This window comes from Serratia sp. CY31944, from assembly GCF_052169175.1.
Lineage (GTDB): Bacteria > Pseudomonadota > Gammaproteobacteria > Enterobacterales > Enterobacteriaceae > Serratia > Serratia sarumanii.
This window is the reverse complement of record NZ_JBJNLG010000005.1, coordinates 92,109-106,230: the sequence shown is the minus strand read 5'-3', so window position 1 is coordinate 106,230 and position 14,122 is coordinate 92,109. Positions and strand designations below refer to the sequence as shown.

17 protein-coding genes are annotated in these 14,122 nt (G+C 61.4%); 12 read left to right on the top strand and 5 right to left on the bottom strand.

Going from position 1 to position 14,122, the window contains the following annotated elements:
* Positions 1-195 precede the first annotated feature (195 nt).
* The 5 genes from ACJ8IN_RS07605 (at position 196) to ACJ8IN_RS07585 (ending at position 4,473) form a co-directional block, all read left to right on the top strand.
* On the top strand, positions 196-867 hold the full coding sequence (locus tag ACJ8IN_RS07605; protein ID WP_033647014.1) for a CsgG/HfaB family protein: 672 nt from the start codon (positions 196-198) through the stop codon (positions 865-867).
* A gap of 18 nt (positions 868-885) precedes the next feature.
* Positions 886-1,242 (top strand): DUF4810 domain-containing protein, encoded by a 357-nt coding sequence (locus tag ACJ8IN_RS07600; protein WP_033637573.1) that lies wholly within the window; start codon positions 886-888, stop codon positions 1,240-1,242.
* Positions 1,239-1,895 (top strand): DUF799 domain-containing protein, encoded by a 657-nt coding sequence (locus ACJ8IN_RS07595; RefSeq protein WP_033647017.1) that lies wholly within the window; start codon positions 1,239-1,241, stop codon positions 1,893-1,895. The genes ACJ8IN_RS07600 and ACJ8IN_RS07595 overlap by 4 nt, the downstream gene beginning before the upstream one ends.
* Before the next feature lie 118 nt (positions 1,896-2,013).
* Positions 2,014-3,504 carry an alpha-amylase gene (gene amyA, locus ACJ8IN_RS07590; RefSeq protein WP_033647018.1) on the top strand — a complete coding sequence of 497 codons (1,491 nt, stop codon included), beginning with the start codon at positions 2,014-2,016 and terminating at the stop codon, positions 3,502-3,504.
* Between the two features lie 120 nt (positions 3,505-3,624).
* Positions 3,625-4,473 carry a PA4780 family RIO1-like protein kinase gene (locus ACJ8IN_RS07585; protein WP_033637570.1) on the top strand — a complete coding sequence of 283 codons (849 nt, stop codon included), beginning with the start codon at positions 3,625-3,627 and terminating at the stop codon, positions 4,471-4,473.
* Positions 4,474-4,482: 9 nt separating this feature from the next.
* Here the strand turns inward: ACJ8IN_RS07585 and ACJ8IN_RS07580 are convergent, their stop codons facing one another.
* On the bottom strand, positions 4,483-4,701 hold the full coding sequence (locus tag ACJ8IN_RS07580) for a DUF7661 family protein (RefSeq protein WP_033647021.1): 219 nt from the start codon (positions 4,699-4,701) through the stop codon (positions 4,483-4,485).
* A gap of 69 nt (positions 4,702-4,770) precedes the next feature.
* On the opposite strand from ACJ8IN_RS07580, the gene ACJ8IN_RS07575 reads away from it, so the two are divergent.
* The gene (locus ACJ8IN_RS07575) at positions 4,771-5,598 is read left to right on the top strand and encodes an AraC family transcriptional regulator (protein WP_047568720.1); all 828 of its coding nucleotides are present in this window, start codon (positions 4,771-4,773) and stop codon (positions 5,596-5,598) included.
* Here ACJ8IN_RS07575 and ACJ8IN_RS07570 read toward each other — a convergent pair.
* The 3 genes from ACJ8IN_RS07570 to lsrG all read right to left on the bottom strand — a co-directional run bounded on the left by ACJ8IN_RS07570 (position 5,574) and on the right by lsrG (position 7,534).
* The gene (locus tag ACJ8IN_RS07570) at positions 5,574-6,164 is read right to left on the bottom strand and encodes a LysE family translocator (RefSeq protein ID WP_047568721.1); all 591 of its coding nucleotides are present in this window, start codon (positions 6,162-6,164) and stop codon (positions 5,574-5,576) included. The genes ACJ8IN_RS07575 and ACJ8IN_RS07570 overlap by 25 nt on opposite strands.
* An 83-nt stretch (positions 6,165-6,247) precedes the next feature.
* Positions 6,248-7,153, bottom strand: a complete 906-nt coding sequence (locus ACJ8IN_RS07565; protein WP_033647025.1) for an EamA family transporter — start codon at positions 7,151-7,153, stop codon at positions 6,248-6,250.
* Between the two features lie 87 nt (positions 7,154-7,240).
* A complete protein-coding gene (lsrG, locus tag ACJ8IN_RS07560) occupies positions 7,241-7,534 on the bottom strand; it encodes a (4S)-4-hydroxy-5-phosphonooxypentane-2,3-dione isomerase (RefSeq protein WP_004939559.1) in 294 nt (97 codons plus the stop codon).
* Between the two features lie 193 nt (positions 7,535-7,727).
* Between lsrG and lsrK the strand changes: the two genes are divergently transcribed.
* From lsrK to ACJ8IN_RS07530, 6 genes are all read left to right on the top strand, one after another.
* Entirely contained in the window at positions 7,728-9,293 is a 1,566-nt protein-coding gene (gene lsrK / locus ACJ8IN_RS07555) for an autoinducer-2 kinase (protein ID WP_033637567.1), read from the top strand.
* A gap of 221 nt (positions 9,294-9,514) precedes the next feature.
* Positions 9,515-10,699 (top strand): MFS transporter, encoded by a 1,185-nt coding sequence (locus ACJ8IN_RS07550; protein ID WP_308325535.1) that lies wholly within the window; start codon positions 9,515-9,517, stop codon positions 10,697-10,699.
* A 59-nt stretch (positions 10,700-10,758) separates the two neighbouring features.
* Positions 10,759-11,652: a LysR family transcriptional regulator gene (locus ACJ8IN_RS07545; RefSeq protein ID WP_033637565.1), complete on the top strand. Its 894-nt coding sequence runs from the start codon at positions 10,759-10,761 to the stop codon at positions 11,650-11,652.
* Positions 11,653-11,731: 79 nt separating this feature from the next.
* Complete coding sequence (gene yajD / locus ACJ8IN_RS07540) at positions 11,732-12,073, top strand: HNH nuclease YajD (RefSeq protein WP_016928619.1); 342 nt, start codon at positions 11,732-11,734, stop codon at positions 12,071-12,073.
* Between the two features lie 271 nt (positions 12,074-12,344).
* Entirely contained in the window at positions 12,345-12,980 is a 636-nt protein-coding gene (locus ACJ8IN_RS07535) for an AAA family ATPase (protein WP_033637564.1), read from the top strand.
* On the top strand, positions 12,977-13,279 hold the full coding sequence (locus ACJ8IN_RS07530) for a hypothetical protein (RefSeq protein WP_033637563.1): 303 nt from the start codon (positions 12,977-12,979) through the stop codon (positions 13,277-13,279). Before ACJ8IN_RS07535 ends, ACJ8IN_RS07530 begins: the two co-directional genes overlap by 4 nt.
* Before the next feature lie 47 nt (positions 13,280-13,326).
* Here ACJ8IN_RS07530 and ACJ8IN_RS07525 read toward each other — a convergent pair whose 3' ends face one another.
* Positions 13,327-14,082 carry a CDP-diacylglycerol diphosphatase gene (locus tag ACJ8IN_RS07525; protein WP_308325534.1) on the bottom strand — a complete coding sequence of 252 codons (756 nt, stop codon included), beginning with the start codon at positions 14,080-14,082 and terminating at the stop codon, positions 13,327-13,329.
* Between the last annotated feature and the right edge of the window lie 40 nt (positions 14,083-14,122).

Below are 14,122 nucleotides of genomic sequence, written 5' to 3'. Positions count from 1 at the left end.
TCGATACTAATTCATTGAATTCCAATAGGTTACAACAATGTTAATAACGACATTAATGCCGATATCTTGTTGTAATTTGTTACATATTCATGGCAGGATCGCGGCGTTTCCATAACGGCGACAACGTTCGTTATGTCAACGTCGGGCGCGGGTTGCTCCCGCGCTGTTTTATGCTCATGGAGAGATCGCATGCCAATGAAAAAATCACTCGCCGTCTGTTCCGTTGCCCTTTCCGTCACTTTGCTGGCGGGCTGCGCGACCGAATCCTCCCGCTCTTTGGAAGTGCCGAAAGTGGCTTCCTACAACACCACTTATCAGGGCCCACGCAGCCCTATCGCCGTCGGCAAATTCGACAACCGATCCAGCTACATGAACGGCATCTTCTCCGATGGCGTCGATCGGCTGGGCAATCAGTCCAAGACTATCCTGATCACGCATTTGCAGCAGACTGGCCGTTTCAACGTGCTGGATCGCGCCAACATGGAAGAGTTGAAAACTGAAGCCGGCATTAAAGGGAAGGCGCAAACGCTGAAAGGCGCCAACTATGTGATTACCGGCGATGTCACCGAATTCGGCCGTAAAGAAGTCGGCGATCATCAGCTGTGGGGGATTTTGGGCCGTGGTAAATCACAGGTCGCTTACGCCAAAGTCAATCTGAACGTCGTAAACGTACAGACCTCAGAAGTCGTCTATTCCGCTCAGGGCGCCGGTGAATACGAACTGTCCAATCGCGAAATCATCGGTTTCGGGGGCACCGCCAGCTACGACTCCACCCTCAACGGCAAGGTGCTGGATCTGGCCGTGCGTGAAGCCGTCAATAACCTGGTCACCGGTATCGAAAACGGCGCATGGCGCCCTGCTAACTAACGGAATAGAAGCAGAAAGATGATAACTAAAAAAATGGGCGGGGCGCTGTTTGCAGCGACCCTGCTGGCCGGCTGCGCCGCGCCGAAAACGCTTTACAATTGGGATGGCTACCAGACTTCTCTCTATCAATACTACCAGCAGGAGGGGCAAAGCCCTGAGCAGCAGATCGCCACGCTGAAAGAGATCGTCGAGAAATCCCGCGCCAAGGATAAAGCCGTACCGCCAGGTCTGCATGCGCAGCTGGGGCTGCTGTACAGCAAAATCGGCAACGACGGACAAGCCATGAATGAATTCAACACGGAAAAAACGCTGTTCCCGGAGTCGGCGCCGTTTATGAATTTCCTGATGGCCAGGGATAAAGGGAGCTTTAAATGAAACGTGTACTCACTTTCCTCGCCGTTGCCGCCACCCTGTTGCTAAGCGGCTGTGCCAAGCAGACGCCTTATGACTATGCGGCGTTCCATGAGAGCAAGCCGAAGTCGATCCTGGTCTTGCCGCCGGTTAACCAGTCGCCGGACGTCAAAGCCAGCCACAGCGTGCTCGCCAGCGCCACCTTGCCGCTGGCCGAGGCCGGTTACTATGTGTTGCCGGTCGCTGTAGTGGAGGAAACCTTCCTGCAAAACGGCCTAACCAACGCCAACGACATCCGCGCCGTCAGTCCGAAAAAACTGCACCAGATTTTCGGCGCCGACACCGTGCTGTACCTGGATGTCACGCAATACGGCACCAGCTACATGGTGATCAGCAGCGAAACCCGCGTTACCGTAGCCGCTCGCCTGGTCGATCTGCGCAACGGCAAACAGCTGTGGGCCGGCACCGCCACCGCATCCAGCAACGAAGGCAACAACAACTCCGGTGGCCTGCTGGGCATGGTGATCAGCGCCGCGATTTCGCAAATCGCCGATACCATCAGCGACAAAGGATTTGATGTTGGCGCCATCGCCAACACCCGCCTGCTATCGGCGACAGGTCAGAACGGCGCCATTCTTTATGGCCCACGCTCACCTCATTACGCCAGCCAGCGTTAAGCCGTCTCTCGGGCGGCCTTCTCGGGCCGCCTATGCCAAACTTGTCCCTTTTGCCAAAAGTAGCCCATGCTTTAACGGCAACTGCTCCTCTCCTTCTGGCTAACCGGGACGCTGGCTCATGACGAAAAAAACCACCCTGCTGCAATTCTTCCACTGGTACTACCCCGACGGCGGCAAACTGTGGCAGGAGGCCGCCGAGCGCGCGCCGCACCTCGCCGAACTGGGCATCACCGATCTGTGGCTGCCGCCCGCCTGCAAGGGCGCTTCCGGCGGCTACTCCGTCGGCTACGATACTTACGATCTGTTCGATCTCGGCGAGTTTGACCAGAAAGGCAGCGTGGCCACCAAATACGGCGACAAGGCGGCGCTCGAACACGCCGCCAATACGCTGCGCGAACACGGCGTGGGGGTGCTCTACGACGTGGTGTTCAACCACAAGCTCGGCGCGGACGAGAAAGAACAGGTACACGTGTTCAAGGTGGACGCCAACAACCGCAACGACATCGACGACCAGGGCTTCGACGCGCTGGCCTACACCCGCTTCACCTTTCCCGGCCGCCAGGGCGTGCATTCCGAGTTTATCTGGGATTACAAATGCTTCAGCGGCGTCGACTACGTTGAGCAGCCGGACGACAAAGGGGTGTTCAAAATCGCCAACGACTATGGCGACGACGGCTGGAACGATCAGGTCGACGACGAAAAGGGCAACTACGACTATCTGATGGGCGCCGACGTGGAGTTCCGCAATACCGCCGTGACGGAGGAGCTCAAATACTGGGCGCGCTGGCTGTTGGAAAGCCTGCCGTGCGACGGCTTCCGCCTGGACGCCGCCAAACACATTCCCGCCTGGTTCTTCAAAGAGTGGGCGGATCACGTGCGCGACAGCGCGCAGCGCGACCTGCTGATCGTTGCCGAATACTGGTCGCACGATCTGAGCGCGCTGCAGCAATACATCGAGTTGGTGGACGGCAAGGTGATGCTGTTCGACGTGGCGCTGCACCTGAAGTTTCATCAGGCGTCGAAACAGGGCGACGGCTTCGACATGGCGCAAATCTTCACCGATACCCTGACCGCCGCCGATCCGGCCCACGCGGTGACGCTGGTCGCCAACCACGACACCCAGCCGCTGCAGTCGCTGGAAGCGCCGGTGGAACCCTGGTTCAAACCGCTGGCCTACGCGCTGATCCTGCTGCGCGAACAGGGCGTGCCCTGCGTGTTTTATCCCGACCTGTATGGCGCCAGCTACCGCGACAAGGGGCGCGACGGCGGCGAGTACCAAATTGATATGCCGGCGATCCCGGAGCTGGAGAAGCTGATCGCCGCCCGCCAGCGTTTCGCCAACGGCCCGCAAACCGACTACTTCGACGACAGCCACTGCGTGGCCTTCAGCCGCGCCGGCACCGCCGAGGCCCCAGGGTGCGTGGTGGTGCTGACCAACGGCGGCGAAAGCGGCAAGACGGTCGCGCTGGGGGCCGATCTGGCGCACACCGCCTGGCGCGATTTCCTCGGCAACCGTCAGGAGGAAATCACCACCGACGACCAGGGCAGCGCCCATTTCCCGGTCAACGCCGGCAGCGTCAGCGTCTGGGTGCCGGCCGCCAGCCTGTAAGCGCCCGCCGCCGCGCAATGATGCAGCGGCGGCAAAACTAATGTTTGCCTTTCGGGTCTAACTTACGCTATCAACTGCGCAAGCCATTCACACCGGAGCCTAAATAGGGTACAAGGCTGCATGAAAATTCCAAAACGACTCCAGCCGCTGGTTGATGACGGATTAATCGACGACGTCATCCGCCGGTTGAAAAGCGGCAAAGAAGCCGACGTGTTTATCGTGCGCTGCGGCGATGAGATCCGCTGCGCCAAAGTGTACAAAGAGGCCGAGAAGCGCAACTTCAAGCAGGCCGTTCACTATCAGGAAGGGCGCAAGGTGCGCAACAGCCGCGACGCGCGCGCCATGAGCAAAGGCTCCAAATTCGGCCGCCAGCAACAGGAAGAAGCCTGGCAAAACACCGAAGTGGACGCGCTGTATCTGCTGGCCAAGGCCGGGGTGCGGGTACCGCAGCCGGATATCTGCCTGGACGGCGTGCTGTTGATGGAGCTGATCACCGACGAAGAAGGCCTGGTGGCGCCGCGCCTGAGCGATGTCATCCTGACGCCGGAACAGGCGCGCGCCGATCACGCCCTGATGATGAACTACGCGGTGCGCATGCTGTGCGCCGGCCTGGTCCACGGCGACCTGTCGGAATTCAACGTGCTGATGGATAAAGACGGGCCGGTGATCATCGATCTGCCGCAGGTGGTGGACGCCGCCGCCAACAACCACGCCAAAAGCATGTTCGAGCGCGATATCGGCAATCTGGCGGAATATTATGGCCAGTTCGCGCCGGAGCTGCGCGATAGCCAATACGCCAAAGAGATTTGGGCGCTGTATCAGGAAGGCAACCTGACGCCGGACAGCGTCCTCAGCGGCCGGTTCAGCGAAACCCTGAAACGCGCCGACGTCGGCTCGGTGCTGGAAGAGATCCAGGCCGCCGGCGAGGAGCATCAACGCCGCATGATGGCGCGCAACGCGGAAGAGTAACGCGCCGCGCTATTCGACGCGAAACACCTCCGGCCGCTGCAGCGTCGCCGCCTCGTGATAAATATCCCCCAGATAGCCGGCGATCTCCTCTTCGCGCAGGTCGGCCGGCAGCACGATATCGTAGCTGGGAGCATATTTGCGCTCCGGCAGCGTCACGCGGAACAGCCGCCATTCATCCCCGATGCGCTTCACGCCCAGCAGACGGCCGAATACGTTAAAAATCATCATCCGCCATTCCCCCTCTCGTCGCTTTCAGGCTATAACACTGTGATGCCGCCGCAGTGAAAAGGAAAGCGTATGAGTGAAAAAACGCCGCAGTTCTGGCGCGATCCGCAGTTGCCGTTCGTCGAAGCCCGCGCCATCGCGGATGGCCGCCAGGTGTGCTACAGCCTGCACAGCCACGAATTCTTTTCCATCGGCGCCATCACCGGCGGCGTCAGCACCTATGTCAACGGCGAGCGGCGCATGCAGGTCAGCGCCGGCGATTTGGTTGTCATCAACCCGCAGCAGGCGCATGCCTGCAACCCCATCGCCGATCGGCGTTGGTCGTACATCATGTTCTATCTCGATCTCGCCTGGCTCGGCGCGCTGCAGCAGGAGCTGCTCGGCGGCGACGGCGACCGTTTTGTTCCGTTCAGCCAGCCGCTGAGCCGCGATCCGGCGCTGTTCCACGGCCTGAACCGGCTTTATGCGCTGCTGACGGATCCGCTGTGCAGCGCGCTGGAAAAACAGATCGCCATGGTGGAGTATTTCAGCGCCCTGCAGCTCGGGCTGGGCGATGCCCGCCAACCGGAGACACCGCCGCATACCCGACTGGAAGCGGCGGCGGCGTTTATCGACGCGCACTGCACCCGGCCGCTGACGCTGGACGACATTTGCCGCGCCGCCGCGCTGTCCCCTTCTTACCTGATCCGCGCCTTCCGCCAGCGTTACGGCATGACGCCGCACGCCTATCTGGTCAACCGCCGCGTGCAGCACGGCCATCGGCTGTTGAAAAGCGGCCTGCCGATCGCCGCGGCCGCCAGCGAAAGCGGCTTTGCCGATCAGGCACACTTCCAGCGCACCTTCAAACAGCTGCTGGCCGCCACGCCCGGCCAGTATCAAAAACCCTCCGCCAGCAGATAGCAGGCGCTGGTCGCCAGCAACGCCGCCATTGCGCGGTTGAAACGCCGCACGTTGCGCGCCTGCCTGAGCAGGCCGCGCAGCATCGCGCCGACATAGGCCCAGCAGGCCACCGAGGCATAGCAAATCACGAAGTAGAGCCCGGCGAACTGCCACAGCAGCCGGATGTCGCCGTCGCCGACAAAGGCGCCGAGGCTGGCCACCGACGCCAGCCACGCCTTGGGGTTCAGCCATTGCATCAGCGCGCCGTAGCGGCAGGAAGGCGCCCGCGCCGCGCCGCTGCCCAACCTGCCGTCGTCAAACGCCAACCGATAGGCCATAAACAGCAGGAAAGCCACGCCGGCCCACTGAATCAAGCGGGTCAGCGCCGGCCACAGGATCAGCAGCTGGTGCATGCCCAATCCCAGCAGCACCAGCAACAGGGTAAACCCCAGCGTGGCGCCGAACACGTGGCGCTGGGCCGCGCCAAAGCCGAATTGCGCCCCGGCGCTCAATGCGACGATGTTGACCGGGCCGGGGGTGATGGAGGCCGCCAGCGCAAACGCGGCCATGGAAAGGTAGATATTCATGATGGTCACCTGAGAAAGTATTCACAGGCGCCAGAATGCCGACCGCCGTCGACAAGGTATTGAACAGAATTGCCCTGTTCGGTTTAACGCGCGATCGCCGCCCGGCGGCGCGGCAGCCCGAAGGTGTTGACCGCCATGCCGCCCAGCACCAGCAATGCGCCGCCGAACTGCGCCGGCGACAGCGCTTCGTCCAGCAGCAGCCAGGCGGCGAACAGCCCGACCAGCGGCACCAGCAGCGTCAGCGGCGCAACGCGCCAGGTTTCATAACGCCCCAGCAGGCTGCCCCACACCGAATAACCGAACAGCGTGGCGGCAAACGCCAGGTAGGCAACCGCCAGCCAGGTGCCGACCTGCACATGGCCCAGGCTGCTCAGCACCGCCTGCGGGCCGTCGAACAGCCAGCTGCAGGCCAGGAACGGCACGACCGGGATCGGCGCGCTCCACACCACCAGCGACAAAATGTTGCGCTGCGGGAAACCGGCCAGGATCTTCTTGTTGGTCAGGTTGCCCAGCGCCCAGGAAAACGCCGCCGCCAGCGTCAGCAGCAGGCCCGCCAGGGGGACCGCGCCGCTGCCCGGCTTATGCAGGCTGGCCTGCGCCAGCACCAGCATGCCGCCGCTGGCGATAGCGATACCGACGAAATGGTTGACGCGCAGCTTTTCGCCCATCAGCACGACACCCAACAGCAGGGTGAAGAACACCTGCGCCTGCAGCACCAGCGAAGCCAGCCCCGCCGGCATGCCCACCTTGATGGCGACAAACAGGAAGGCAAACTGCGCGAAGCTCATGGTCATGCCGTACAGCAGCAGCCATTTCCACGGGATCGTCGGGCGCGGGATAAAGAAGATCGCCGGCAACGCCACCAGCAAAAAACGCATCCCGGCCAGCAGAAACGGCGGCATGCCCTGTAAACCGAACTTGATCACGACGAAATTCACGCCCCAGATCACCACCACCAACAGCGCCAACAGCCGATCGCGCAATGTCATCCTCGCCCCGCTTATCCCATTGAAAATTCGCTTTAGCTTGCAGGTTACAACCAAACCGGGCGTATGGACACCGGCAAACGCCGGCGATTATTCCGGCATCAGGCCGATAAAGGTGGTCTTCTTGCGCGGGCCGGTCATCAGCGCTTCCAGCTTCTCCACGCACTGCAGGTAGTGCGGGGTCTGCTTGTGCGCCGCCACCGCCTGCTCGTCGCGATAGGCTTCGTAGATGTAAAACCGCGTCGGAATCTGTTCGTCCTGCAGCACGTCGAAGCGCAGGTTGCCCGGCTCTTCGATTGCACCCAGGTGATTGGCGCGGAAAACATCGATAAATTCGTCTATTTTGTCTTGTTTAACGTTGATCTCAACCAATGTGACGTGCATGACAGCTCCTTGTTTGAACGGCGCGCCGTAGCATGGCGCTTTCCAACCATAGGTTTATTCCCGTCGATTGCCCTGCCGCAACGGCAATTTTGCCGCCTGGCTCACAAATCGCACCGGCGACGCCCACTCCTCCCCCGGCGGGGTATGGCGGCGGCATCTATAGTTAACACTCCTCCCCCTGAGAGCATAGGCTATGGATAACTACTTGATGGCGCTGGACGCAGGAACGGGCAGTATTCGCGCGGTGATCTTCGATCTGGCGGGCAATCAGATCGCGCACGGCCAGGCGGAGTGGCAACACCTGGCGGTGCCGGGCGTGCCCGGCTCGATGGAGTTTGACCTCAGCCGCAACTGGCAGCTGGCCTGCCAGTGCATTCGCCAGGCCTTGCAGCGCGCCGGGCTGACGGCGCAGGCGATACGCGCGGTGGCCTGCTGCTCGATGCGTGAAGGCATCGTTCTGTACGACCGCAACGGCGTGCCGATCTGGGCCTGCGCCAACGTCGACGCGCGCGCCAGCCACGAAGTCAGCGAGCTGAAAGAGTTGCATAACCACGGCTTCGAACGCGAGGTGTATCAATACTCCGGCCAGACGCTGGCGCTGAGTGCCATGCCGCGTCTGCTGTGGCTGGCGCACCATCGGCCGGACATCTACCGCCAGGCGGCGACGCTGACCATGATCAGCGACTGGCTGGCCAACATGCTCAGCGGCGAGCTGGCGGTCGATCCTTCCAACGCCGGCACCACCGGCATGCTGGATCTGACCAGCCGCGACTGGCGGCCGGCGCTGCTCGACATGGCCGGGCTGCGCGCCGATATTTTGTCGCCGGTGAAAGAAACCGGCAGCGTGCTGGGGCGCGTCACCGAACAGGCGGCGCAGGAGAGCGGGCTGCTGCGCGGCACCCCGGTGGTGATGGGCGGCGGCGACGTGCAGCTCGGCAGCCTGGGGCTTGGTATCGTGCGCGCCGGGCAGACGGCGGTGCTCGGCGGCACCTTCTGGCAGCAGATCGTCAACCTGCCGGAGCCGGCCATCGATCCGGAAATGAACATCCGCATCAACCCCCACGTCATTCCCGGCATGGCGCAGGCGGAATCCATCAGCTTCTTTACCGGCCTGACCATGCGCTGGTTCCGCGACGCCTTCTGCGCGGAGGAAAAATTGCTGGCGGAGCGGCTGGGGGTCGATGCCTACAGCCTGCTGGAAGAGATGGCGGCCAGGGTACCGCCGGGCGCCTACGGCGTGATGCCGATTTTCTCCGACGCCATGCATTTCAAAACCTGGTATCACGCGGCGCCGTCGTTCATCAATATGTCGATCGACCCGGAGCGCTGCAATAAACAGACGCTGTTCCGCGCGCTGGAGGAGAACGCCGCCATCGTCTCCGCCTGCAACCTGGAGCAGATCGCCGCCTTCTCCGGCGTGCAGGCGCGCTCGCTGGTGTTCGCCGGCGGCGGCGCCAAGGGCAAGCTGTGGAGCCAGATCCTCAGCGACGTCACCGGGTTGACGGTGCGGGTGCCGGTGGTGAAAGAAGCCACCGCGCTGGGCTGCGCGATCGCCGCCGGCGTCGGCGCCGGGCTGTTCGAGTCGCTGGCCGAAACCGGCGAACGCCTGGTGCGCTGGGAGCGCGAGCATCAACCCGACATGACCCACCACGCGCTGTATCAGGAACAGAAAGAAACCTGGCGGCAGGTTTACGCCGATCAGCTGACGCTGGTGGATAACGGCCTGACCACCTCGCTGTGGAAAGCGCCGGGGCTTTAAACGCAAGCGGCATTCGGTCATAACCTTATGCCGTTTTATTCCTTTCCCCCGCAGCGCGGCGCAAGCCGCGTTTTCACTCGCCGCCAGCGATTGTTTCCCCTCAGAAACAGTGTAACCACCGCAAACGGATTTATCCGCGGCTTCGGCCTGCCGTAGATTGTGACTTCGGTCACACCGCGCCCCGAGCGCGGCCTGCGCATTCACCCAAGACGAGCGGCATTATGCTGAATAATAAAGATAAACCTGCATCATCCCCGTGGCCGGCGATCTTCTCGCTGACGGTCGCCTGTTTTGTCATGGTCACCACCGAGTTTCTGCCGATCGGCCTGCTGACCAACATCGCCCCTTCGCTCGGCGTCAGCACCGGCACCGCCGGGCTGATGGTCACCATGCCCGGCATCGTGGCGGCGGTGGCCGCACCGGTGTTGAGCCTGGCTTCCGGCCGGCTGGACAGACGCCTGCTAATGCTGGGACTGTCGTTGCTGCTGATGGTGTCCAACCTAGTGGCGGCGCTGGCCGTCAACTTCCCGATGATGCTGTTGGGCCGCGTGCTGCTGGGCGTCTGCGTCGGCGGCTTCTGGTCGTTCGCCGCCAACTACGGCCGCCATCTGGTGCCGGAAGCCAGCCAGGGCCGCGCCACCGCGCTGATCCTCAGCGGCATCTCGGTCGGCGCGGTGTGCGGCGTGCCGGCGGGGGCGCTGATCGGCGATCTGTTCGGCTGGCGCGCCGCCTTCTTCGGCGGGGCGGCGCTGGCGGTCGGCGTACTGTTGGCGCAGCTGCGTTTACTCACGTCGGTACCGCCTTCCCGGCCGGTTACGCCGCGCGATCTGGTGCTGCCGCTGCGCCTGCCGATGGCGCGCATCGGCCTAATCGCCATCGTGCTGCTGTTCATCGGCCACTTCGCCGCCTATACCTATCTGCGCCCTCTGCTGCAACAGGTGTTCGTGCTCAGCCCATCGGCGATCTCGCTGCAGCTGCTGGCCTATGGCGCCATCGGCCTGCTGGGCACCTTCCTCGGCGAGCGCCTGGCGGAACACAGCCTGCGCGCCACCTTTATCCTGATCGCCGCCATGCTGGCGGGCATTCTGATCGTTTCGCCGCTGCTCAGCGGCCTCGCCGGCGCCACGCTGATGGTGTTGGTCTGGGGGCTGGCGTTCGGCGCCGTGCCGGTATGCGCCACCAACTGGATGTTCGCCGCGGTGCCGCAGGCGCCGGAAGCCAGCCAGGCGCTGCTGGTGTGCGTCATCCAGATCGCGCTGGCCTCCGGCGCACTGCTGGGCGGCGAGGTGGTGGACTGGCAGGGCGTCAGCAGTGCCATGTTGTTCGGCGGCGCACTGATCCTCTCCGCCACGCTGGTGTTCGGCCTCAGCTTGCGCTCCGGCGCGATTGGCGCTAAACAGTGTTAATCATTATCTATCTGCAGAAACATGCCCCGGCCACTGCCGGAGCATGACGTTGGGAACCTATGGATCATCATTTGCTCGCTATCCGGGTATTTAACCGCGTGGTGGAAACCGGCGGTTTTACCCGCGCCGCCGATTCGCTGGGCATGCCGAAAGCGACGGTCACCAAGCTGATCCAGAATCTGGAGGATCACCTGCAGACCAAGCTGTTCCAGCGCACCACCCGCAGCGTGTCGGTCACCCGCGAAGGCGAATGCTATTACCAGAATACGGTGAAATGGCTGGCGGATTTGGAGCAGATGGAGGGCTGTCTGACCGAGTCACAGAATTCTCCGCAGGGCGTGCTGCGCATCGATACCGGCAGCGGCACCGCCCGCCAGCTGCTGTTGCCGGCGCTGCCCGGCTTTTTGGAACGCTACCCGCAAATCCAGATCGATCTCAGCATCGGCGATCGCGTTATCGATCTGATCAGCGACAGCGCGGACTGCGTGATCCGCAGCGGCCCGTTGGCCGACTCCAGCCTGATCGCCCGGCGTCTGTTCGATCTGGATTGGGTCAGCTGCGCCACCCCGGCTTATCTGGCGCGCCACGGCGCCCCACGCCACCCGTGCGATCTGGAACAGGGTTTCCCGATGGTGCACTATCGCCATCCGGTCAACGACCGCATTCATCCGCAACGCTATGTCGAACGCGGCAAAGAGATCGCCATTCAACAGCGCTACCCGGTCAGCATTAACGAAGGCAACGCGCTGCTGGCGGCGAGCCTGGCCGGATTGGGCATCATCCAGATCTATCGGTTTATGGCGCAGCCGCACCTCGAGCGCGGCGAGCTGGTCAGCCTGCTGCACGACTGGCAGCCGCCGCCGGAGCAGATGTACGTGGTGTACCCGTCCAATCGCCACCTCAGCGGCAAGCTGCGGGCGTTTATCGACTGGGCGGTGGAGACGTTTCGCTAGCGACAGGATGAGCCGCACGTTGTCGCCTCACGCAGTGTGGTATTATTTGCCGCATAGTGATTCACGACGGACGACCACCATGGCCTATATCCCCAAAAACTATGCGAAGCTGGAAACCGGCTATCGCGAAAAAGCGCTGAAACTGTTCCCCTGGGTATGCGGGCGCTGCTCGCGCGAGTTCGTTTATTCCAACCTGCGCGAGCTGACGGTACACCACATCGATCACGATCACAGCAACAACCCCGAAGACGGCAGCAATTGGGAAATGCTGTGCCTGTACTGCCACGACCATGAACACTCGAAATACACCGAGGCCGATCAATACGGTTCGACGGTGGTGGCCGGTGAAGACGCGCAGAAAGATGTCGGCGTCGCCACCCATAACCCGTTCGCCAACCTGAAGGCGATGATGAAGAAGTAACGCCACCGACAGCTTAATGAGCCACTAACTTATTAAGCTGTTAAATTAACAAACCCCGCCTCCGCATCGCCACTTCCCAGAGAATTCCTACTTACCCATCCGGGCCATCCAGCGCAAAATAAGCTGCGCAGTTAACGACATACTGGCTTGGCAAGCCGCCGCAGTTGGTGCATATTGTTCGCGAGTTGTTCTTGTTAACCTGTTTGATTATCAACCTAATAAGCACATTAACTTAATAAGTTATCAGCTTAATAACTTGAGAGATGGCAGCATGATTGTTCTGATTGGCTCGCAAAAAGGCGGCGTCGGCAAATCAACGAAAGCGGTGAATATCGCCGGGTATCTGATTCTTAAGCAAGGCAAGACGGCGATCATCGTCGATGCCGACGACCAGAAATCGATCATGACCTGGTACAACGACCGTCAGAACGTTGAGGGGCTGCCGCACATTCCGGTGGTGGCCGCGTCGGGCAAAATCAAAGAAACGCTGCTGGAACTGGATCGCCATTACGACTACGTGATCGTCGACACCGCCGGCCGCGACAGCGCCGAACTGCGCTCCGGGCTGCTGGCCGCCGATCTGTTCCTCTCGCCACTGCGCCCTTCGCAGATGGATCTCGACACCATCGGCTATCTGTCGGAGATGTTCTCCACCGCGCAGGAATACAACGAGAAGGTCAAAGGCTACATCGTGCTGAACATGTGCCCGACCAACATCTTCATCAATGAAGCCAACGAAGCGGCGCAAGTGCTGAGCGAATATCCTGAGTTCACCCTGGTGAGCCACCGCCTGTGCGACCGCAAGATTTACCGCGACGCCTGGGGCGAAGCCATCACCGTGCATGAGGCGAACAACGAAAAGGCGCAGAGCGAAATTGAATGCCTGGTGAAAGAGGTGATCCTGTGAAGAAGCGCACCCCCACCCACCGCATGTCGGAAGACGAATTCATCAACAGCGCCACCTCGCACACGCTGCCGGTCGCGGCGCCCGCGCCGGAAGCCAAACCGGCCGGCCGCAAGCGCACCTATAAGGCGATTTCCGTCAGCCTGACGGACAGCCACATTGAAGCCATCGATGAAGTGATCGTGCAGGCGGCGCGCAGCGGCATCGTGCGCATTACCCGCTCCGACATCATCAAGCTGGCCATCGACGGTTTGGCGGAGAAAAGCGAAGCGCAGCTGCTGGCGCTGCTGAAGAAGCTCTGAGCGCGCGGCAGCCGCCGGCTAACTCAGCCGGCGGGTTATCATCACCTTCAGTTCCCCGCCACCGCGCAGTGGTAGTCCTGAATTTCGCCGGCCGAGCCCAGGTTCAGATCGGTCAACTTCAAACGGTTAGCCAACAGCAGCATCTCACCCTGCGGGCTGACCGCCAGCGCCAGGCCATAATTGCCGATGCTGTCGCCCTGCTCGACCACATAGTTGTGCAGTAAACGGAAAGGATCTTCCTGGGTTAAATCGGTACCCGCCAATTTTCTGGCCAGATATTGGTGGCCGACTAATTTCACCGCCAGCGGGCGCCACTGCTGATCTAATTGCTCCACCTGTTGCCCCAGCGCGTTATAGACATCCTGACGCAGGCAGGCAACGTGAATATGCAGCTGATCCTGAGAACGGCCATATTTCGAATTGACCGCCAGCGAAAGCCACGCATCTTTTAACGGTTTGCCCAGCTCGCCGGATATATGTTCGCGGTTATTCCAGGCCTGGGCGAAATAAGGCGGCGCGTGATCCGTCTGCAATGCCGGGCTCTCGATGCCGCTGACCTTTTCGGTTGGCATCACCAGATCGTGATAGGGGCCTTTGCTGTCCTTAAACAGCACATAACCCTGTGTTAAATCAACCTTTAAGCAGGGCGCCGGATCGTCGTTCTGCTGCTGATTGGGCACGCACTGTTGGCTGACGATTTGCCACAGCGCATTCGGATTGCCGCGCCCAAAGAACCACCACAGCACCGCCGCCAGCAGCAAAATGACAAGCAAAATAATTAATAGCCTGAAAAGTTTTTTCATCATGACTCCCTGTTTAGCTATTCCATCTTGAAAGGAGCGC

Excerpts from the sequence above, each read along its gene's own strand:
- ACJ8IN_RS07605 (WP_033647014.1), top strand. The coding sequence starts at position 196 with ATGAAAAAATCACTCGCCGTCTGTTCCGTTGCCCTTTCCGTCACTTTG.
- ACJ8IN_RS07600 (WP_033637573.1), top strand. The coding sequence starts at position 886 with ATGATAACTAAAAAAATGGGCGGGGCGCTGTTTGCAGCGACCCTGCTG.
- ACJ8IN_RS07595 (WP_033647017.1), top strand. The coding sequence starts at position 1,239 with ATGAAACGTGTACTCACTTTCCTCGCCGTTGCCGCCACCCTGTTGCTA.
- amyA (WP_033647018.1), top strand. The coding sequence starts at position 2,014 with ATGACGAAAAAAACCACCCTGCTGCAATTCTTCCACTGGTACTACCCC.
- ACJ8IN_RS07585 (WP_033637570.1), top strand. The coding sequence starts at position 3,625 with ATGAAAATTCCAAAACGACTCCAGCCGCTGGTTGATGACGGATTAATC.
- ACJ8IN_RS07580 (WP_033647021.1), bottom strand. The coding sequence starts at position 4,701 with ATGATGATTTTTAACGTATTCGGCCGTCTGCTGGGCGTGAAGCGCATC.
- ACJ8IN_RS07575 (WP_047568720.1), top strand. The coding sequence starts at position 4,771 with ATGAGTGAAAAAACGCCGCAGTTCTGGCGCGATCCGCAGTTGCCGTTC.
- ACJ8IN_RS07570 (WP_047568721.1), bottom strand. The coding sequence starts at position 6,164 with ATGAATATCTACCTTTCCATGGCCGCGTTTGCGCTGGCGGCCTCCATC.
- ACJ8IN_RS07565 (WP_033647025.1), bottom strand. The coding sequence starts at position 7,153 with ATGACATTGCGCGATCGGCTGTTGGCGCTGTTGGTGGTGGTGATCTGG.
- lsrG (WP_004939559.1), bottom strand. The coding sequence starts at position 7,534 with ATGCACGTCACATTGGTTGAGATCAACGTTAAACAAGACAAAATAGAC.
- lsrK (WP_033637567.1), top strand. The coding sequence starts at position 7,728 with ATGGATAACTACTTGATGGCGCTGGACGCAGGAACGGGCAGTATTCGC.
- ACJ8IN_RS07550 (WP_308325535.1), top strand. The coding sequence starts at position 9,515 with ATGCTGAATAATAAAGATAAACCTGCATCATCCCCGTGGCCGGCGATC.
- ACJ8IN_RS07545 (WP_033637565.1), top strand. The coding sequence starts at position 10,759 with ATGGATCATCATTTGCTCGCTATCCGGGTATTTAACCGCGTGGTGGAA.
- yajD (WP_016928619.1), top strand. The coding sequence starts at position 11,732 with ATGGCCTATATCCCCAAAAACTATGCGAAGCTGGAAACCGGCTATCGC.
- ACJ8IN_RS07535 (WP_033637564.1), top strand. The coding sequence starts at position 12,345 with ATGATTGTTCTGATTGGCTCGCAAAAAGGCGGCGTCGGCAAATCAACG.
- ACJ8IN_RS07525 (WP_308325534.1), bottom strand. The coding sequence starts at position 14,082 with ATGAAAAAACTTTTCAGGCTATTAATTATTTTGCTTGTCATTTTGCTG.